The 16,477-nt window shown below is 61.6% G+C and carries 22 protein-coding genes and 1 tRNA gene; 13 read left to right on the top strand and 10 right to left on the bottom strand.

Translation table 11 applies throughout. The annotated features are described in order from the left end of the window. The first annotated feature begins 88 nt into the window (after positions 1 to 88). The 3 genes from AC3ANK_RS13635 (at position 89) to AC3ANK_RS13625 (ending at position 1,854) form a co-directional block, all read left to right on the top strand. Complete coding sequence (locus tag AC3ANK_RS13635; protein ID WP_484171436.1) at positions 89 to 283, top strand: helix-turn-helix transcriptional regulator; 195 nt, start codon at positions 89 to 91, stop codon at positions 281 to 283. Positions 284 to 327: 44 nt separating this feature from the next. Further along, entirely contained in the window at positions 328 to 906 is a 579-nt protein-coding gene (locus AC3ANK_RS13630; protein ID WP_484171435.1) for an HNH endonuclease signature motif containing protein, read from the top strand. 489 nt (positions 907 to 1,395) lie between these two features. Beyond that, complete coding sequence (locus tag AC3ANK_RS13625) at positions 1,396 to 1,854, top strand: hypothetical protein (RefSeq protein WP_206861291.1); 459 nt, start codon at positions 1,396 to 1,398, stop codon at positions 1,852 to 1,854. A gap of 1,250 nt (positions 1,855 to 3,104) precedes the next feature. Here AC3ANK_RS13625 and AC3ANK_RS13620 read toward each other — a convergent pair. Both AC3ANK_RS13620 and AC3ANK_RS13615 read right to left on the bottom strand, forming a co-directional pair. Next, positions 3,105 to 3,323, bottom strand: coding sequence for a hypothetical protein (locus AC3ANK_RS13620; protein WP_206861290.1), 219 nt, complete (start codon positions 3,321 to 3,323; stop codon positions 3,105 to 3,107). Between the two features lie 165 nt (positions 3,324 to 3,488). Further along, on the bottom strand, positions 3,489 to 3,854 hold the full coding sequence (locus tag AC3ANK_RS13615) for a hypothetical protein (RefSeq protein ID WP_206861289.1): 366 nt from the start codon (positions 3,852 to 3,854) through the stop codon (positions 3,489 to 3,491). Positions 3,855 to 4,528: 674 nt separating this feature from the next. Here AC3ANK_RS13615 and AC3ANK_RS13610 point away from each other — a divergent pair. The 5 genes from AC3ANK_RS13610 to AC3ANK_RS13590 all read left to right on the top strand — a co-directional run bounded on the left by AC3ANK_RS13610 (position 4,529) and on the right by AC3ANK_RS13590 (position 8,230). Then, positions 4,529 to 6,520 (top strand): right-handed parallel beta-helix repeat-containing protein, encoded by a 1,992-nt coding sequence (locus AC3ANK_RS13610; RefSeq protein WP_484171434.1) that lies wholly within the window; start codon positions 4,529 to 4,531, stop codon positions 6,518 to 6,520. 126 nt (positions 6,521 to 6,646) lie between these two features. Further along, positions 6,647 to 7,138: an HGGxSTG domain-containing protein gene (locus AC3ANK_RS13605; RefSeq protein ID WP_484171433.1), complete on the top strand. Its 492-nt coding sequence runs from the start codon at positions 6,647 to 6,649 to the stop codon at positions 7,136 to 7,138. 319 nt (positions 7,139 to 7,457) lie between these two features. Then, complete coding sequence (locus AC3ANK_RS13600; protein WP_206861287.1) at positions 7,458 to 7,688, top strand: hypothetical protein; 231 nt, start codon at positions 7,458 to 7,460, stop codon at positions 7,686 to 7,688. Further along, positions 7,678 to 7,992, top strand: a complete 315-nt coding sequence (locus AC3ANK_RS13595; RefSeq protein WP_484171432.1) for a hypothetical protein — start codon at positions 7,678 to 7,680, stop codon at positions 7,990 to 7,992. Before AC3ANK_RS13600 ends, AC3ANK_RS13595 begins: the two co-directional genes overlap by 11 nt. After that, a complete protein-coding gene (locus AC3ANK_RS13590; RefSeq protein ID WP_206861285.1) occupies positions 7,985 to 8,230 on the top strand; it encodes a DUF4224 domain-containing protein in 246 nt (81 codons plus the stop codon). The genes AC3ANK_RS13595 and AC3ANK_RS13590 overlap by 8 nt, the downstream gene beginning before the upstream one ends. 259 nt (positions 8,231 to 8,489) lie before the next feature. Here the strand turns inward: AC3ANK_RS13590 and AC3ANK_RS13585 are convergent, their stop codons facing one another. After that, positions 8,490 to 9,050, bottom strand: a complete 561-nt coding sequence (locus AC3ANK_RS13585) for a dihydrofolate reductase family protein (protein WP_206861284.1) — start codon at positions 9,048 to 9,050, stop codon at positions 8,490 to 8,492. 155 nt (positions 9,051 to 9,205) lie between these two features. Continuing rightward, the gene (locus tag AC3ANK_RS13580; RefSeq protein ID WP_242525127.1) at positions 9,206 to 9,730 is read right to left on the bottom strand and encodes a carboxymuconolactone decarboxylase family protein; all 525 of its coding nucleotides are present in this window, start codon (positions 9,728 to 9,730) and stop codon (positions 9,206 to 9,208) included. Positions 9,731 to 9,941: 211 nt separating this feature from the next. Between AC3ANK_RS13580 and sigJ the strand changes: the two genes are divergently transcribed. Then, on the top strand, positions 9,942 to 10,835 hold the full coding sequence (sigJ, locus tag AC3ANK_RS13575) for an RNA polymerase sigma factor SigJ (RefSeq protein WP_206861283.1): 894 nt from the start codon (positions 9,942 to 9,944) through the stop codon (positions 10,833 to 10,835). Positions 10,836 to 10,890: 55 nt separating this feature from the next. Here the strand turns inward: sigJ and AC3ANK_RS13570 are convergent, their stop codons facing one another. Both AC3ANK_RS13570 and AC3ANK_RS13565 read right to left on the bottom strand, forming a co-directional pair. Then, a complete protein-coding gene (locus tag AC3ANK_RS13570; RefSeq protein WP_206861282.1) occupies positions 10,891 to 11,073 on the bottom strand; it encodes a hypothetical protein in 183 nt (60 codons plus the stop codon). A 331-nt stretch (positions 11,074 to 11,404) separates the two neighbouring features. Then, positions 11,405 to 12,361, bottom strand: a complete 957-nt coding sequence (locus AC3ANK_RS13565; protein ID WP_484171431.1) for an SOS response-associated peptidase family protein — start codon at positions 12,359 to 12,361, stop codon at positions 11,405 to 11,407. A gap of 223 nt (positions 12,362 to 12,584) precedes the next feature. Here AC3ANK_RS13565 and AC3ANK_RS13560 point away from each other — a divergent pair, with 223 nt between their 5' ends. Next, complete coding sequence (locus AC3ANK_RS13560) at positions 12,585 to 12,770, top strand: hypothetical protein (protein ID WP_484171430.1); 186 nt, start codon at positions 12,585 to 12,587, stop codon at positions 12,768 to 12,770. Then, positions 12,767 to 13,543, top strand: a complete 777-nt coding sequence (locus tag AC3ANK_RS13555) for a hypothetical protein (RefSeq protein WP_484171429.1) — start codon at positions 12,767 to 12,769, stop codon at positions 13,541 to 13,543. Before AC3ANK_RS13560 ends, AC3ANK_RS13555 begins: the two co-directional genes overlap by 4 nt. A 470-nt stretch (positions 13,544 to 14,013) precedes the next feature. Here AC3ANK_RS13555 and AC3ANK_RS13550 read toward each other — a convergent pair whose 3' ends face one another. After that, the gene (locus AC3ANK_RS13550) at positions 14,014 to 14,178 is read right to left on the bottom strand and encodes a hypothetical protein (protein ID WP_206861280.1); all 165 of its coding nucleotides are present in this window, start codon (positions 14,176 to 14,178) and stop codon (positions 14,014 to 14,016) included. A 199-nt stretch (positions 14,179 to 14,377) separates the two neighbouring features. Next, positions 14,378 to 14,632 carry a hypothetical protein gene (locus tag AC3ANK_RS13545; protein WP_206861279.1) on the bottom strand — a complete coding sequence of 85 codons (255 nt, stop codon included), beginning with the start codon at positions 14,630 to 14,632 and terminating at the stop codon, positions 14,378 to 14,380. A gap of 504 nt (positions 14,633 to 15,136) precedes the next feature. Here AC3ANK_RS13545 and AC3ANK_RS13540 point away from each other — a divergent pair. Further along, positions 15,137 to 15,406 (top strand): hypothetical protein, encoded by a 270-nt coding sequence (locus tag AC3ANK_RS13540; RefSeq protein ID WP_206861278.1) that lies wholly within the window; start codon positions 15,137 to 15,139, stop codon positions 15,404 to 15,406. Positions 15,407 to 15,508: 102 nt separating this feature from the next. Here AC3ANK_RS13540 and AC3ANK_RS13535 read toward each other — a convergent pair. Beyond that, positions 15,509 to 15,584: transfer RNA gene (locus AC3ANK_RS13535), tRNA-Phe, on the bottom strand. Between the two features lie 173 nt (positions 15,585 to 15,757). Between AC3ANK_RS13535 and AC3ANK_RS13530 the strand changes: the two genes are divergently transcribed. After that, complete coding sequence (locus AC3ANK_RS13530) at positions 15,758 to 16,201, top strand: DUF6491 family protein (protein ID WP_206861277.1); 444 nt, start codon at positions 15,758 to 15,760, stop codon at positions 16,199 to 16,201. Here AC3ANK_RS13530 and AC3ANK_RS13525 read toward each other — a convergent pair. Beyond that, complete coding sequence (locus AC3ANK_RS13525) at positions 16,198 to 16,476, bottom strand: oxidative damage protection protein (protein ID WP_206861276.1); 279 nt, start codon at positions 16,474 to 16,476, stop codon at positions 16,198 to 16,200. The two genes, AC3ANK_RS13530 and AC3ANK_RS13525, sit on opposite strands and share 4 nt — an antisense overlap. Position 16,477: the final 1 nt, after the last annotated feature.

The following is a 16,477-nucleotide window of genomic DNA, read 5'->3' as shown; positions in this document are numbered from 1 at the left end:
CGTTCAAAATCGGTGCGAAGCGCTATGTCCTGGTGGACAGCCTTCGCGCGCTGCCGGGGAAACTGGCCGGGCAGGAAGGGGGTGGGAAATGACCCCCCGCCCACTCTCTGAGCGCGAGGCTGCGGCGAAGCTCGGCCTCTCCCCACGAACTCTCCAGGACTGGCGGCGTCGCTCCTGCGGCCCCGCTTTCCTGAAGCTTGGCAAGCGTGTGGCATACCACCCTGATGACCTTGACGCCTTCGAGGCGTCTTGTCGGGTGCAGCCCAAAGGCGGTGTCGAATGACTGCCTGTTGCGCTTCGTGCACCACTTTGGCGCTCGGTTTCGGAGTGAATGTCTCCGCCCACGTCGTGGGGCTGATCCTCCATTGCCAATCCCGCTACATCGTCGATCCGGCGCGCGGTCTCGTCTACGGTCGCCTCGCTAAGGTGATGGGCCGCAATTACGGGGACGGCTACATCCGGCTGGGCTGGGGTGCTGGCCGCGCCGGTCACCAGTACGCGCACCGGCTGATCTGGGAGACGGTCCACGGGCCGATACCCGACGGGCACTATGTAGATCACGTCAACGGAAAGCGGGCGGACAACCGCGTCTCAAACCTGGAGGCGGTGACGCCGGCGGAAAACCTGCTTCGCGCTTTGGACAAGGGCCGTGTGCCCACGGGCGACCTTCGTTCCGACGCCAAGCTCACAGCGGAGCAGGTGTGCGAGATCCGCCGCACAGCGAAGCAGATCAGCACGCGGGCCTGGGCGAGGGAGCTCGGGCTCGATCCTCGCACCGTTCGCGATGCTCGGGCAGGGCGCAGTTGGCGGCACATCTGCTGCCATCGTGATGGCTCGGCTTCGGTTCGTCCTGCACGTCGCAGCGGTCGTCGCCCGCGGCGTCGTACCCCGAAGGAGGTGGGCTAATGGCTCACCCCAACCTGACCGGCCGCCGCTGCGAATGCACTGCCTGCGGTGACCTCTTCAACAGCGAATCAGCCTTTGATCGGCACAGGGTTGGCGCCTTCGCCGGCATCGGCGGGCTGAGTTCACGCCGGTGTCTGACCGAGCAGGAGTTGCTTGCTGCCGGCTGGAGTAGGAATGGTGCTGGCGCATGGATCACAAGGCCATTTCCAGCCATCACGGAGGGAGATAAACAGGGCTCGCAGGGTGGGGGCGCTACCTACCTAGCGGAGGTGCCACATGGCCCCTAATTCCGCAGATGGGAGGGCTTCCCTGGCCGAACTGGCTGACCGTACTCACGGTCAGCTCATGGACTTGTCCCGTGACCTCGGAGCCGGCCGCTGCGACCAGATGCTGGCCGCGCTGCGGGAGGTCTCCATGCATGTCGAACGGCTCCGGGCCGGACTGCTTCGAGGCAGTCCGTCGGCAGGTCGTTGAGCGCCGGGGGGCGGAATGCACACGAAGAAGGATCAGCGACGCCGGCAGCGCCAGCACGGCCGCAGGACGGAACACACGTTCCTTCGGCTGCCGCACTACGTCATCAAGTCCCCGCAGTGGGACGCGCTCTCTGGGAACGCGGTCAAGTTCCTGCTCGCCTTAGCTTCAGCATTCGACGGCTCCAACAACGGGGATCTCTCATTCACCCGCAGTCAGGCGAAGACGCGTGGTTGGCGGAGTGGCGGGACGCGTGACCGCGCCGCGGACGAGGCTGTGGAAGCCGGCTTTGCCGTGGTGACGCGTCATGGTGGTCGCCACCGTTGCAACTTGTACGCGATCACCTGGGAACCGATCGACGACGTAGGCAAGGACATCATGTACGCGCCCGAGCACAAGGCTTCGCGCCTTTGGGAAAAACGCGAACTGTTGCCCCATAAGGGGGCCAATGTGGCCCCACCAGAGGGCAAGCGATGATGCCGTTTGCCTTTAATTGGCCCCACTACAGGGCCTATCAGCCTCTTTTTGGCACTTTTGGTGGCCCCATAACAGGCCTCCTTTCTATATCTACCAAGGGCGAAGCCCTTGCGTGCTCTTGCGTGCTTCTCCTCGCTTCCGATGCTTGGTGGGGAAGGGAACTTCAAGGGGGCTTGGAAGGGGCTTCGAAGGGGCTTCCAACGAATCGACGCGTGCTCGACGCGTGCGGACGCGTCCTCTGCCGGCCCGGTGCTAGCACTCTGCTAGCAATTGCGCGCGGATGCGTACAGCAACACTCGGCCTATGTGTCTGATCTCCATGGAAACACCCGATGCCACTGGCATGCGCTCGGCAAGCGTTTGGCATGCGATCGCCTGGTGTCACGCTCGAACCGTTACATGAGCGTTACGTGTAACGCCACGCTATGGTGGTGCCCATGACGGCGCTGTCGGATGTCGCTCCGAAGCGCCGCGCTAGGCCTCGTCGGTCGCATGCCGAACCACGCCGTTCACGAGACCGCCGTGAGCGCTTTCAGCCTGCTGACGCAATGCGCCTGGAAAAGGCTGCGCGCCGTGTCCTTAGGTCGTACGGCTACGGCTCTGCATGGGCGCCGACCCTATATCAGGCTGACGCCGAACGGATGGAGTCGGAGGGTGAAGGCGCTGCATTTGTGGACGCGATGCGCATCGCTCGGCGCGGTAGGACAGAAGCGCTTGCGGTTCGGGACGAGAATGGGAGGGTCACTCAGCGCGCCTTTCGCCAATGGTCGGCAGTGGGCGGTGGCCGATGGTTGGCGATCGCCGCCACGAATACGGATCGCATTGGTCTGGCTGCGCTCACATGCCTAGAGAAGCCGCTGGATTCTCTCTTGGTAGCGTTCTCGGTCGAGTCGGCAGCCGAATGGCTGAAGGTGGAAGCCTACTTCGCTGCCTGCGCCGTGTCGCCGCATTGGCGGATCGCCCTGCGGGACGCCATGGCACGCGTCATGTTCGGCTCCCGTGCAGCCGGCATCGAGGCGCGTGCTCGATTGCTGTCCGTGAAAATCCAGACGTACCGAGAGGTAACGCGCGCTTACGAGCAGGCACTTCGGGACCAGCTGTCCATTGCGGGAGCCACTTACCTGGAGGCTGTCGCCGAGTTAGAGCGGGTCCACTGCGAGTGTCTTCGACTTCCGGCGGCAAGCGGCAGCCAGGGAAATGGCTTTCGGTCCGCGTCCTGGTGGGACGCCCGCGCCAATGGCAGGCAGTTGGCTAAGTGCGCTCCCTCCGACGCTCCTTAATGAATTCGAGAAGCCTGAACTTGCTGGCAATCAGTTCTGAAAATTCATCCTTCGTCAGTGGCCCAGCCTCCCAGCCGCCTGCTACATGATCGACTTCGCTGACCAAGCTGTCGTAGAACGCGTGGTTCCCACCACTCGCGGCGCGCAGCCGAATGTGGGCGAGTGCTTGTTGCTGGTCGCGATAGTACATGGCTCCGCTCCGATGCCTTCGGAGCAGCGAGTCTAGGCTTCCAATGAGTCGGTGGCGCTCCGTACGTCGGGACGGAATGCCACCCTGCCGCTGCCCTATATAGGGAGCAATCCGCTCCCCGCTGAAAGCTCCCGGAGTCGGCCAGTACGCCGTAGCCGCACGTCGCTACAGCCAAGTTGCTCCAAAAACTTCGTAGTCCATGGTGCGGTCGCCGATCCGATAAGTGACAGCCAGACCGATCGCCAAAGGCATCTCTGTGAGCACAAGGCCATCTGCACTCCGCGAAAAGCTCGGGTGAAGTGTCGCGACAGAGTTGCCGACGGGAAATTCGAGGTGCCGGTTGTCGTAACTAGCTGGAGTTACGTGACCTTCGCTCTGGCCTTCCATGGGGCCTCCCGCAATGGTCGCGTATCCGTGGGCAAACGAACTCAAGTATCTCGGAGCGAAATCTGATTCGATGGACAGAGTAATGAAGCAGTGGTGATCGGGGTAGTCCGAATCAGACTGGCGAAGAATCAGTTTGTTGATCATGTCTTTGGTGAGTACGTGTTGATTCGGACCCAAGTTCCACTACATCCACAACCTCAATATCCACCTCGGCGAATAGTTCAGTTCTTGTGTCGTAGATAGGTGGATTTCCCCAGAACTGATGAGCCAAGTACAGAGGGTTCGGATGGGGTTGCCACGCGGTGTAGCAGACGCGATGTAGTGCTGGCGGATCTTCTACGAACCGTACCCGGTAGATGGATGCCCCGGGCCGGAATCCGTCGCGAAAGAGAACGGCGTCTTCAATGTTCTCAAAAACAAAGCTGCTATTGAATCGACTCGGCAAGTGAGGGTAGTGCTCAAACCTGACCTCCTCCCGCAGGCGCTCGCCAAGCTCGTCGGCAACGTCCTCCTTCATAAGCGACTTTCCGAACGTCCCGCGCGGCTTAATTTCGCCAGGCGAGTGCGCCCGGTGAGTGACGTGGTAGTACAAACGATCAGTCGTCACTGGTTTCGTGCCTTAAGGATTCGTGCTGGCGCGCGAGTCTACTACGTCGGTGTTAGAAACTTAAAGCGAACGTAGTCCCGGCTTCTCCGTCCATGAGCCGCGGATTGCGTGCTGCCAGCAGATAGGTAGCCCGAAGGGGCCGACTCGAAAGGGTCGGCCCCTTCTTCATGGACGGAAGTACTCCACAGGACGTGGAGCCAGCAACAACCTCATGGACGAGACAGAAATGCCCGCAATCCTTAGCCCCAATGCAAAACAGCAGTTTCTCGACAACGCAGGCCAGCCCGCCGCCGGTTTCAAGCTCTACACCTATGCGGCCAACACGACCACGCCGCGGGCAACGTTCACCAACCGTGCCGGTTCCGTGCCGAACGCCAACCCGGTCATCCTCGATGCCCGAGGTGAGGCAGTCCTTTACCTCACGCCCGGGCAGGTCTACGACTACGTTCTGCGTGACTCGAATGATGCACTGATCTGGACCCGCTCTGGAGTCAGCGCCGAGTCAGAAGATACGGTGCTGCGCGGCGACCTTGAGGCGTCGGACGGCGGCTCCCGTGTGGGCGTCCTTCAGACCGGCAACGGTGCACTGGCCGAAGAGATCCTCACGGCTTACCGCCGAGTCGTCAGCCCCGAGCAGTTCGGGTGCCTTGGGGACGGCGTTACGGACGACGCAGCAAAGATGCAGTTGGCGCTTGATCGCGCCGAGGGTGGCGTCCTCCGTCTTACTCCTGGCCGGACGTATGGCGTCGGCGCGGCCTTGAAGATTCCAAGCAACACGACCATCGATGCACGAGGCGCGATGATCAAGCGTGTTGGCAGCACCAACAACATCATCCGGCCAAAGATCAACGGCGTTACTGGCGGGTACGGAGCCTCGCTAGACTGGACGATCATCGGCGGCATTTGGGACGGCAACAAGGATGCGTTCCAGGATGCATGCACGGTCATCGCGATGGCGCATAGCCAGCGCGTGCGCATTCATGGCGTCGTCATCAAGAACGTCCCGACGTTCCACCATATCGAGGTCAATAGCTCTCAGTACGTCACGATTGAACGCTGCACCTTCATTGGCGGCAGCGAGCAATCCTCGATCAACGTTGAGGCGGTCCAGATTGATCGCAGCTATGAGGCCGGATACCCCTGGGAGGGGCCGTGGGATGGCACCCACTGCAACTTCATCCACATCGTGGATTGCGTCTTTGACAGCAATGGAACCGGCGTCGGCACGCATTCTGGCGACCCATCCTTTGTCCACGACACGATTAACATCACTGGCTGCGAGTTCCGAAACTGCTATTACGCCGGTATCCGCGCCGAGAACTGGACCGGACTGCGCGCCAGCAACAACCGGTTCACGGGCGGCGCCTACGGAATCAGGTCGCAGGCATTCGGCCAGTTGTTGTCCGGGCCGACGATTGAGGGCAACGCGTTCTTCAACATGGGTAACAATGGCGCGGCAACGTCCGATGCTCGCGCGATCCGTATTCTGGGCGATTCCGGTGGGGCCGAGATCCACCGTCGCGTCATCATCTCTAACAACACAGTGGCCAACCTGACCGCTGACGGATCGGGCGAGCCAAGCACTGCGACGCACGCCATCTCGATCGACTACGGCCAGCAGGTGGTCGTTGCGGACAACGTTTGCCACACTATCAACGGCGCCGGAATCTACGTGTTTGGTGGATCAGCCATCACGGTGTCTGGCAATGTGGTAACTGCCGCCAACCTCACGGGGAACGGGACGTGGGCGGGGATTGTTGTCGGCAACGTTGCGACCACTGGGGCGACAGTCACGGGCAACAATACCAATACGATGCGTATCAACACCGTCAGCCTTTCGTCGGTGATGAACAACGTGATCACCACGGCTAGCGGGCTGGCAGACGCAGGCAATACCAACACCTACATCCGCAACAACCTTGAAAGTAGCGTGATGAAGTGGGCGGACTTCGCCGCGTCGCAAGCCGTCGATCCACCCAGCCTCGGCGCCGGCATTGGCGTCACGCAGTCGATCACCTGTAACGGCGTCAACCTCGGCGATGTAGTGGTCGGCGTGTCCTTCACCCAGATCGCGGCGGGCGTGATGATGGATGCCGTGGTCACGGCCGCGAATACGGTTTCTGTTCGTTTCCGCAACGACACAGGCGCCACCGTAGACATGGCTAGCGGCACTCTGCGGGTTTTCGTGAACAAGGCGTACTGACTCAGCTGGAGCCGGGGCCATTTCGCTTGCAATCGTGCGATGGCCCCGGTCCGGTGGCGCGGGCGCTCCCGGCGCTGCATGGCAGCTCGGGCAAGAGCCTTGGTTCTATAACAGAGCAAATTAGAGATGGCAGAGCGACACGAAGGGGCCAACACGTCCCAGCGCGCCAGGCGCGCCAGTAATCCGCGGATCGACTACTACCCCTGTCCGGAGTCCTTGGTTGCTATCGGCAACAAGCGGGGACGGTGCTACCCGCTGAACACCAACAGCGGGATCATCGACGCGATCATTGCCGAGTGGGCCGAGCTGACCGGAATAAACAATCAACGGAAATCAAACCCCATGGGTTCGGGGCGGGTGCCGGAGTTATTGGACGCTATGCGCGCGCGAATGACTTCGGTGGCGTCCGGGTCGCAGGGCAGGGCCAATCAGAAACGGGTGGTGTGCGGCGCCAAGACCCGGGCCGGTCATCCGTGCCGCGGGAAGAGCCTTCCAGGGAAGCGACGGTGTAAGTGGCACGGCGGGTGCAGCACTGGGCCTAGAACCACGGAGGGGCGGGCTAGGGCGCTGGCGAACCTGAGGCAATTCGCGCAGCAGGATCAAGGCGTTACGGATTGAGTCAACCAGCTTTGCGGGTTTGTTCGGTAAATTCCAAGCCGAGTCTTTGGCCTCAGATGCTGGGTGACTTCGTTTGACTTGCAGAGCTGTTGGAGATGCGCGTGTCAGCACTCGACAAACTGCCCTGGACAGAGCTCGCCTTGGCTGCGGATGAGTGTGCGCAGCTATTTGGCCTATCGAAGGACCGCTTTCTCCGAACGGTAGCCTGCCTCCCTACGTTTCCTCAGCGAATCAACTTGAAGCCGGCAGCGTGGAAGGCTGGCGAGATAGTCGAATGGCGTGACACGAATCGGTTCCATGTTCGCAGGAAGCGCGACCGATGACGGTGGCCGAGAAGGTTCCATGGACGGAGCTAGCCTTGTCCGCGGCCGAATGCGCCGAGCTCTGGGGAATCACCCCGGAGCATTTCTTGGCGACCGTAGCCTGCAAGCCGGGGTTCCCGGATCGGCTGACCTTCAAGCCGGCGACGTGGAGAGCCGGCGAGGTCGTGGAGTACCGGAACAGCAATCGCCAGAATGCGCGCAGGACGGCGCGCGCTGATGGCAAATGAGCGCCTTCACCTCGAAGGCAAGGATTGGTTTACCGAGGCTGAGGCCGCAGAGTATTGCGGCGTCGCCCTGTCCACTTTCCGCGAGGGCTACCGCGATCTCGGCATCGTGCCCCGGCGCTTCATGGGAAGGAAGCTCTATTCTCGTTCTGACCTGTTTCGAGCCATCGACAGTTCCCCGCACTGGGACCCGATCCAAGCTTCCAGCGTCGGAGTTCGCTCGATAACACTCGATGCGTATCCGAACCTCCGCGCCGGACGCTTGAGGCCGTACAAGCCGCGCAAGAAGAGAGGGGGCGATGTCTGAGACTTGGCTGACCCCTGATGAGGTAGAGGAGCTGACCGCGCGAAAGCGCTGGTCTGCACAGTGCCGCGCGCTTGCGGTGATGGGCGTGCCGTTCCGGCCGAACGCGGTGGGCCGGCCGCTCGTGGAACGAGTGGCTGTATTGAAGGGGGCTCAGAAGCCGGCAAAGCCGAAGGCCACGCCAAACTGGGATGCTCTGATCAAGCGGGCGCCTACAGGGACCACCGCTCGTAAGCCTTAGCACGGCGTACACTCGCGGCATGTGGAAGTGCATCCGCTGCGGAACCGAGTTCGAGGCCGACGAAGCCGAGGCAAACGTCGATAGCTTCGGCCTGCACTTCATGTGCCCGGTGTGCGGTCGAAGGAACCGTCTGCGCAGCCACGGCGAGGAGGATGGGTTCCTCGTTCTGGAGCAGCCCAGAGAAGAGAACTAGCCGAGTCCGCGCAGATGGTAATGTCCGCTTCCGACCCGAAGCGGACATCAGCATTCGCGAATCAGGTTAGCGGCGATCCTTCAGAACGTTGTAGGTCAGTTCTGCAAAGCCGGTGCCAACCTGCGTTGCCGAGATCAGGGCAAGGCCGGGGCTGAGGAGTCGTCGCGGGAACAGCGGTTTCCCGCATCCAAGCGTCGCGGAGCCGATTTGCACCGTGATCTCGTCCAGCAATCCGGCGTCATGGAACTGCGCGGCGAGGCCGCCGCCGCCCATGACCCACACATTCTTACCGTTGGCAGCTGCGAGCATTTGAGAGTGAGCCGCGCGCACGTCGCCGTTGGCGAACGTTACGTTGGCACCTTCCATCGTGGGCAACTTGCGGCTTGTGAAGACCCAGGTCGGTTGAGTGTATGGCCACGCCGTTCCGGTCTGTTCGGAGACGGTGCCTGCATTGCGCAGGATCCATTCGTAGGTCGACGATCCCATCGCGATCGCGCCGACGCCCTCAATGAAGGACGGATAGCTGGTCTCGCTGATGTCGCCGAGCGGAAACAACCATTCCAGTGAATCGTCTTCAGTGGCAAGAAAGCCATCGAGGCTAGACGACGTGTAGTACTGGGTCTTCAAAGTTGTGTCCTCCTTGAGAAAGGGGTGGGGACGCTAAGGGGGCCCCGTCTCACAGTGTGAGACTGACCTCCGCTCATGGGCCGATAGCGGACATCACGGGCGGAGCACCGGAGAGACCAGTGCAAGGATCCGGCCAGACTCCCCCAGAGATCGCGCTATGCGTCTGCCTTCGCGCGAGGCTTCAATCGGAAGCTGATCCCCAAGCGGTTGATCGCATTCATCGCCGCAATAGTCAGTGTCAGCTCCACTAAGTCCTTCTCGGAGAATGCCGCTGCGGCCGCAGCGTACGCCGCGTCTGAGGCGTGCGTCTCGCTTACGCGCGTGACTTCTTCGGCCCACGCCAAGGCTGCCCGCTCCTGCTCCGAGAACAGGTACTCGGCTTCGTGCCAGACCGGAACAAGGACGACGGTGTCCACCGACATCCCTTCCTTGATGACATCGCGTGTATGAATGTCGATGCAGTGGGCACACCCGTTCAGCTGCGAGACCCGCAAGAACACCAAGTGGATAAGTTTGGCCGGCAGGGCCGTGCCCGTTGTGACGAAGTGGTGCAGGGCCCCAATTGCCTTGGCACCCTCGGGGGAAACCGTAAACCAGTTAGCGCGTTTCATGGTGTGGAAGTCCTTGTTGAAGTTGCTGAGCTGGCCCGTTGCCAGCCCATCAATCCTGTGGACGTCCAAGCCCCGCAATTCGTGACAGCCTGGCAGCTCAGCGGCCGCGCGTGCAGACGTCGGGTGTCGGTTGTCCTTAACGAACTATGTGAGTTGGAGGTGCCCAAGCGTGCTTTCCGCCAGGGTCCAGTGGCGCGCCTCAGATGGGGCTAGGCGTGCAAGGCGCGGGTGGTCACACTTTGCAGCGCCGTTACGTCCTGGGTAGGAGCAGGAGAACTACATGGACCAGTCCACCCTTGTGTTTCAGCGACATCGTGCTCGGCTGTTCGGCATCGCGTACCGGATGCTAGGGACGCTTGGGGATGCCGAGGATGTTCTGCACGATGCATGGCTCCGCCTTCAGGCCCATAGCCTGGAGGAGCTTGAAGACCCCGAAGGATGGCTTATTACTGTGACAAGCCGCCTATCCCTAGATCGCTTGAGGCGGGCGAAGGCGGAGAGGGAGCATTACGTGGGGCCATGGTTGCCGGAGCCCTTGGCGCCGGAGTCCGACCAGCCCGAGCTTGTCCACGAACGTGACGAGAGCCTGAGCCTTACTTTTCTACTGCTACTGGAGCGGCTGAGCCCCGATGAACGTGCGGCCTTTTTGCTGCATGACGTTTTCGAATACAGCCATGGTGAGGCCGCAAAGATTCTAGGCATTGCCGACGATGCTTGCCGGCAACGCGCCCACCGCGCCAAAGTCCGGCTACGCGATGGCCGACCGCGCTTCGAAGTCGACGCCGCGGTACACAGCCGCCTGCTGAATCGCTTCATCGACGCGATGGCGCGACCATCACTCGAAACTTTGCGAGCACTGTTTGCTGAGGACGCCATCCACATCAGCGATGGCGGAGGTATTGTCCGCGCCTCGCTGCATCCCTTGTGCGGCGCAGATCGTTTGGCGCGCCTGTACCTCCAGATCGCGCGTCACTTGCCCCCGGCTACCCGATACGAGGTCGGCACGCTCAACGGCCTGCCGGCCGTGTTCTGGCTCGAGCTGGGGGTAGTCACGGGCGCAATGTGGATTGATACCGATGGGGTGAAGATCACCGCGATATACTCTCTACGCCACCCGGGCAAGCTCGCAAGACTCGGATCCGTCGTGCCATCACGGATTCTGGGTCCGAAGTGATCCATCGCTAACGCGCTCAATTCTCGTGGGCGGAGATTGAGCTACGCCTGAGCAACTACGCCTGTGTGCAGACGATCTGAAGGCGCGGTTCCCGGAAGAGGATCAGATCTTCCCGCGGGTCGCCGACCTGGCCGATGCGGTCCGGGATGCGGCGAACGATGACTGCATTGATGACGCGAGCATCGAGATCACGGACATCCTGATTGACCTGGGTTATGTGCCGGAGGAGCATCGGCAAAACTGACGATTGGTGACAGCATTCTTCGTCGCGAAGATCTGTCACCGGAACTTGGTGAGGCTGCGTCCGCCGGGTACGGTCCGAACGGACTTTGACTTTTTCGGACGTGCCTTTTTGTCAGATTTCCGAGCTTCGCTAGGAGTGCTAGGTACTTCGTTCTTCAGTGGCCTCGAACGGATGCGGGTAAGTGCCTTAGGAGCAGTTGCTGCTCCGTGCATTTCGAACATGTGCAACTGCAGAAGGGCGGACGTAGCAAAGAGCTTCCCGCATCCATCACATGCCTGGGCCATTCCCCGTCCTCCGCGTACTACAGTTGTTGATAGAGAGGGGCCTAAGCCGCTACTTGATGCTCATAGAACGGATGCCGCTTGTCCTCAAGGATCTCGTCCATTGCGGCGAGGTTCTTCGGGTCCGGGTTGAGCCAGGCGTCTACATGCTCGGGCTTGATGTTGATGATCGTCCGATCGTGGCCAGTCATCGCTACCTCTGGTTCCGGGTTGTCGGTAATGGCCGCGCAGGAGAGCAGTTCTTCGATGCCATCCGTCCACGCGTACCAGAGCACGGGGATGTAAAGCGGCTCGCCGCTCTGCGGAGTGAACTCCAGTTCCAAACTCTGGGGGCGCTCGCCATCGGACAGCGCACGCTGCTCGTAGTCGTGGCGAGCCACGCTCTCGTAGAAGTGCGTCGCGACCATGATTCCGTGGTTGTAGCCGTACAGGCGCTTCCAGACGCTTTTGAGGCTGTCTCGGCGGGCGTTGTACGTGCCGGGCTTGGCCTTCTCGTCAGCCAAGGTCCAGCCAGGCAGGCGGCACTGATAGCGCATCGGTTTGACGACCTTTCGCCCGTCCTCGATGACCATCACCAACGTGTAGTCGCCGGGCCAGATGCGGTCGTCGTCTTCGGCGGGCTCGGTCCGCTGGAGCTTATCGGCCTTGGCCCGTTCCCCGGCGATCCGGTTCTGGGCAACCCGGATAATCTCCTGGGACTTCTTGGTCACCCGCTTCTGGAGCGCCGCCTCGGCTTCGGCGATCTTCTCCTGCTGGATGGCAATGCGCTCATCGATGCGGGCCAACTCGGCGTCCCGGGCCTCGTCGATCATCTGCTTGACCTGGGCGTCGCACTCGTCCCGCGACTCAGCAAAGGCCAGCTCAATGGCCTTTGGGATCTTGGGGCTGCCGCCTTCCCGGCGCTCCCAGAAGATCCGGGTGAAGTCACCGATGCTCAGGATGGCACCGAACTGGCGGGTGAACTTCTTGTAGTCGGCCCAGATCTGGGCGGAATAGCACATATTCGGGTCGCCTACTGCCGTATTCAGGGGCGGTTAGAAACTAACCCGAGCGGGTCGTTTTTGCAGCCGCGACGGGCGCCAGTCTCTGAACAGGGTGAAATTGCAGGCGTTTGACTAGTCGAATCAATGGCTTATGTGTCCACCCTTGGTTGACTTGCGGCGTCAACTCCCCGAGGATAGTGTTTAAACGCAAGCCCGGTCCTTTTTGGAGGGGACTAACCCCATGAAGCTTTCCCAAGCCAGCAACAGTAGAGTCATCCATGACTCGAAGATGCTCGTGCGCGTCGAAAGCGAGCATCGGGCGAGCGAGTTGGCACTTTATCGTCAGCATCCTGAGCTGAAGATGCCAATCATGGTCCCTGTCCGCCAGGCGGGCGCAAAGGTGCTGTGGCCGAATAAGTTTCGGTGAGTGGCACCGAAGAGCTAACCAAGCTCCTTCCAGACAATCCTGACGTCATCCTTGTCGCTGGGCAGGCATTGGCGACGTGGGTCCACGTCTTTGAGATGCCGGTACCAACAGCACTCGAATCAGGTGTCACGCGGGACTTTGACTATTTGGGCGACAAAGCCGCAGCCGAAGCCCATTCAAACATTCTTGAAGGGCGTGGCTTGACCGTTACGTTGCATTTCCCAGATCCGGACCATCTGACGCCGAATACCGCCGTGCTGATGGTTCGAGTGCCCGACGGCACGAGCGCTGAAACCGAGATCGATTATCTCGGGGCGCTCTGCGGGTACAAGCTTGAGGACGAAGTGCGCCTAAAGGCGCGTGCGATTCCGATCAAGTTTGAAGGCGCAGTTTCGCCGCTTCGGGTCATGCACCCGTTCGATTGCTTGAAAAGTCGGTTTCACAACCTTGACATGCTACCTAACAAGCGGAATGCGCAGGGGATTGCACAAGCTCACCTTGCGGTAGCTGTGGTACGTGAATTTTTGGCCCGAGCGCTCGCACATGATCAAGTCCGAAGCATCGCTCTGCCCATGGCTGAGAGAGTCATTGAGTTGGCCGTGTCCGCTGTAGGCGTTCGCGTTTTCCGCGACTTCGGCATAGATCCACTTGAGGCAATAGACGTGGGCAGTTTCCCTGATCTGTTTAGGGAACGCCGATGGCCTCAAGCCAAGGAATACGTGGAGCGCCGACGCAGGTCTACCGCACCCAAACAACAGGGCACGCCCGCCTAGAGCTTTACGTGCGCCGCCTGCACACCTTCCACACGTACCACCTGCGCCCGTCCTGCGCCTGAGGTCGATGGACCTTCACGCGTGCGTCTCTCCTCGGTCACAGGCTCAAGGCGAGTAGACCGATACGGTTAGGCCAAGCCAAACAGGGATTGGCCGATGAAAGCGCAAGACGATCCGAGAGCCCGAAGGGCGTTCGCCACGTTCTTGGATGCGCGGGGCTACGACCGCCTCCCAGACCTGGAGAAGAGCCGCCTTTGGGAGGCCTTCGTCTGGGCGTGGGTTCCGGAGCAACCGGTGCTCCGCTTCGTCCTGGATGGTCCGCCCGCTGTGCCAGGTGAACGAGCAGGGCGCTTCGTCGAGGTTGAAGACGCGGCAGGTCGCAGTGTCAGGTCCGGGCGTTGGCGGGAAGACGTGAGGGGCCGCTGGGTGCTAGAAGTAGCGCCCTCACGTGGTGACCGATCAACTCCGATTTAGCGATTCGATAGGTGACGTGCCGCGTCCATGCCTTTGGCAGCGACGGATTCCTCGGCGAGCTTGCGCCAAACCGCCGCCTCCTCTTCATTTGGCGCATTCGCTTCGCAAATCGTTCCGAGGACAAGCCCGAGGGGAAGCTCAGCCAATTGCGCGAGCTTCATGCAGGTCATTGGACTCGGATGGCTATTCCCGCGGCGCCAGTTCGATAGGGCGGGCGATCCGACCTGAAGAGCGATCGCGAGCTCCCGATCTGACCTCATGTCCTGCCGGACACGGGCCAGGTCCAGGAAGTCGTTTACGCAGGACTCCTTTTCCGCTTGGGGCTTGACTCGCATGGAGGACCCTCGCGATGCGTGAGAGCTACTGAAGAAAGAGGTGCGCTCGGCGGCTCTCGATGTCCCGGATCACCGACCGGAACGCATTCGCCGCGGGCGACTCGTCGTCACGCGAGCGGAGCATCTCAAGTACCTCTGCCTCGTAGGCATCGAGCTGGCGAAGCGTCATCTGGGCGATCGCACGGGAGAGGCAGTTGGTGAGCGCCCCGAAGAGCTCAAGCATGGATTCGCCTTCATCGGACATGGTGTCGCCCTTCAACCGATTGATCCATGCTCGCATGCGGCAAGGATCGGTGGAATGGCATGTCCGGTCCTTGGGAAGCAGGGTGGACGTTTGTGGACATGTGTGACCGATTGGGCGCAGCGTTTTTTCAGGCCCCAAAGAGACCGCGCAACGCGGGCCAAGCTGCCACTGCTAACAACAGATATCAAGGAGACCCGGGCTCGTCTCTGTGGTGCTCGGCGCCGCTGAGAACAGGGGGTAACAGTGGCGATTCGCCTTGATTGGGCAACTTCACAATCTCATCCATCAACGCCTCAGCGGCTCTGCGCCAGGCGTAGCGGGCGAAATGACGGGAACGGGTCGCCCTACTCAGTCGCGTCACTTTCTCAAGTGTCGGCCATAGCGGGCCGGTCGCGTCTTGCAGGTCGTCAGCTTACGTCGGCGAATCGCCCAAGGCCAGGGGCCAGCCTCGATGATTTGCAGGCCGGTTGGGACCGGGTCGCAACCGGTGAGATCGGGGGCAGGTCTGATGCCACCTCCCCAACCTCAACGGAGTGAGCAATGGATTTCGAACGGTGGTATCGGAAGGCGCAGCGCAGGGCGACGGCCATGCAGTTGCAGGCAGGCGTGCTCGTGCTGGTCGCCATCATCCTCGGCGGCTTCCTGAAGAGCGTTGGCGCGTCCGCATCGGATCTCGCTCAGCCCATCTTCGAGACTTTCATGTGGGCGCCGCGCCTGTTCGCAGTTGCCGGGCTCGTGATGTTTGCAGTCGGCACATGGAACGCGTGGCGGCTCCGAAACGATCCGGTCGCGCTGTACGAAGGGCGCTGATCGTTCCGCCGTGCTACCCAGGTGCTACCCACGATCCGGGCCTAGCCTCAAAACAAAAAGCCCAGTAGGGCCTGAGAGCCTTACTGGGCTTGCGTTTGATCATGGTGGCCGGGGAGGGAATCGAACCCCCGACACGGGGATTTTCAATCCCCTGCTCTACCAACTGAGCTACCCGGCCATTCCGCAACGGGCTGGCCGTGCGAGAAGCGGAATGATACGGATGGCCGTCGGGCTGCGCAAGCCGGATGTGTGCTGAACGGGTCGGGTGGGGCGGTCCGGCGGGTGCGGCGGGCGGGTGCATGATGGGGCGACGGTCCATGCCGCAGCCCGGTCGGCTGCAAGGAATCCTCGATGAAAGCCCTTCTCACAGCGCTGCTTTCGACCCTGGCCTTCACCGCGTGCGCGACGGATGCGCGCATCAGCGATGCCGACCGGCTCGCGCTCTATCGCGCCAACGCCGGCGCGCCGGTCGCCAACTTCCAGTACTTCGGCAGGCTCGACGGCTGGACGCCGCTGGGCGATTCCGCGCTCGCCGTGTGGACCAAGCCGAGCACCGCCTACCTGATCGAACTGAAGGGCCGCTGCCAGGACCTGGACTTCGCCAACGCCATCACCGTGACCAACCAGATGGGGCGCGTGTACGCCAACTTCGACAAGGTCATCGTGCTCGGCCGCGGGCCGAACCAGATGCCCTGCTGGATCCGCGAAATGCGCCCGATCAACGTGAAGTCGCTCAAGGCCGCCGAGCAGGAAAAGCGCGAGGCGCAGACGGCCGAGCGCGAGAAGACATCCTAGCTTTCCTGCTCCGGCGGCACGTAGCCGGCCGGTTTGGCCGCGTCGCCGCCGAAGAGGAACTTGGTCATTTCGCCTTCGAGGAAGGCGCGATGCTGCGGGTTCATCGGCGAGAGACGGTTCTCGTTGATGAGCATGGTCTGGTGCGCGAGCCACGCCGCCCACGCGCCCTTGCCGATGTGCGCGAACACGCGCTTGCCCAGTTCGCCGGGCCAGGGCACGAAATCGAGCCCTTCGGTTTCGCGCTTCTCGTATTCGCAGTAGACGGTGCGGGGCATG

The organism is Lysobacter sp. SCRH-1R (assembly GCF_057747855.1).
The sequence above is the reverse complement of the archived record's forward strand: the minus strand, read 5'-3'. Positions and strand labels throughout refer to the sequence as shown.

Bases quoted from the DNA above. Each gene is read 5' to 3' on its own strand.
- AC3ANK_RS13635 (WP_484171436.1), top strand. From the start codon at position 89: ATGACCCCCCGCCCACTCTCTGAGCGCGAGGCTGCGGCGAAGCTCGGC.
- AC3ANK_RS13625 (WP_206861291.1), top strand. From the start codon at position 1,396: ATGCACACGAAGAAGGATCAGCGACGCCGGCAGCGCCAGCACGGCCGC.
- AC3ANK_RS13620 (WP_206861290.1), bottom strand. From the start codon at position 3,323: ATGTACTATCGCGACCAGCAACAAGCACTCGCCCACATTCGGCTGCGC.
- AC3ANK_RS13615 (WP_206861289.1), bottom strand. From the start codon at position 3,854: ATGATCAACAAACTGATTCTTCGCCAGTCTGATTCGGACTACCCCGAT.
- AC3ANK_RS13610 (WP_484171434.1), top strand. From the start codon at position 4,529: ATGGACGAGACAGAAATGCCCGCAATCCTTAGCCCCAATGCAAAACAG.
- AC3ANK_RS13605 (WP_484171433.1), top strand. From the start codon at position 6,647: ATGGCAGAGCGACACGAAGGGGCCAACACGTCCCAGCGCGCCAGGCGC.
- AC3ANK_RS13600 (WP_206861287.1), top strand. From the start codon at position 7,458: ATGACGGTGGCCGAGAAGGTTCCATGGACGGAGCTAGCCTTGTCCGCG.
- AC3ANK_RS13595 (WP_484171432.1), top strand. From the start codon at position 7,678: ATGGCAAATGAGCGCCTTCACCTCGAAGGCAAGGATTGGTTTACCGAG.
- AC3ANK_RS13590 (WP_206861285.1), top strand. From the start codon at position 7,985: ATGTCTGAGACTTGGCTGACCCCTGATGAGGTAGAGGAGCTGACCGCG.
- sigJ (WP_206861283.1), top strand. From the start codon at position 9,942: ATGGACCAGTCCACCCTTGTGTTTCAGCGACATCGTGCTCGGCTGTTC.
- AC3ANK_RS13565 (WP_484171431.1), bottom strand. From the start codon at position 12,361: ATGTGCTATTCCGCCCAGATCTGGGCCGACTACAAGAAGTTCACCCGC.
- AC3ANK_RS13560 (WP_484171430.1), top strand. From the start codon at position 12,585: ATGAAGCTTTCCCAAGCCAGCAACAGTAGAGTCATCCATGACTCGAAG.
- AC3ANK_RS13550 (WP_206861280.1), bottom strand. From the start codon at position 14,178: ATGAAGCTCGCGCAATTGGCTGAGCTTCCCCTCGGGCTTGTCCTCGGA.
- AC3ANK_RS13545 (WP_206861279.1), bottom strand. From the start codon at position 14,632: ATGCGAGCATGGATCAATCGGTTGAAGGGCGACACCATGTCCGATGAA.
- AC3ANK_RS13540 (WP_206861278.1), top strand. From the start codon at position 15,137: ATGGATTTCGAACGGTGGTATCGGAAGGCGCAGCGCAGGGCGACGGCC.
- AC3ANK_RS13530 (WP_206861277.1), top strand. From the start codon at position 15,758: ATGAAAGCCCTTCTCACAGCGCTGCTTTCGACCCTGGCCTTCACCGCG.
- AC3ANK_RS13525 (WP_206861276.1), bottom strand. From the start codon at position 16,476: ATGCCCCGCACCGTCTACTGCGAATACGAGAAGCGCGAAACCGAAGGG.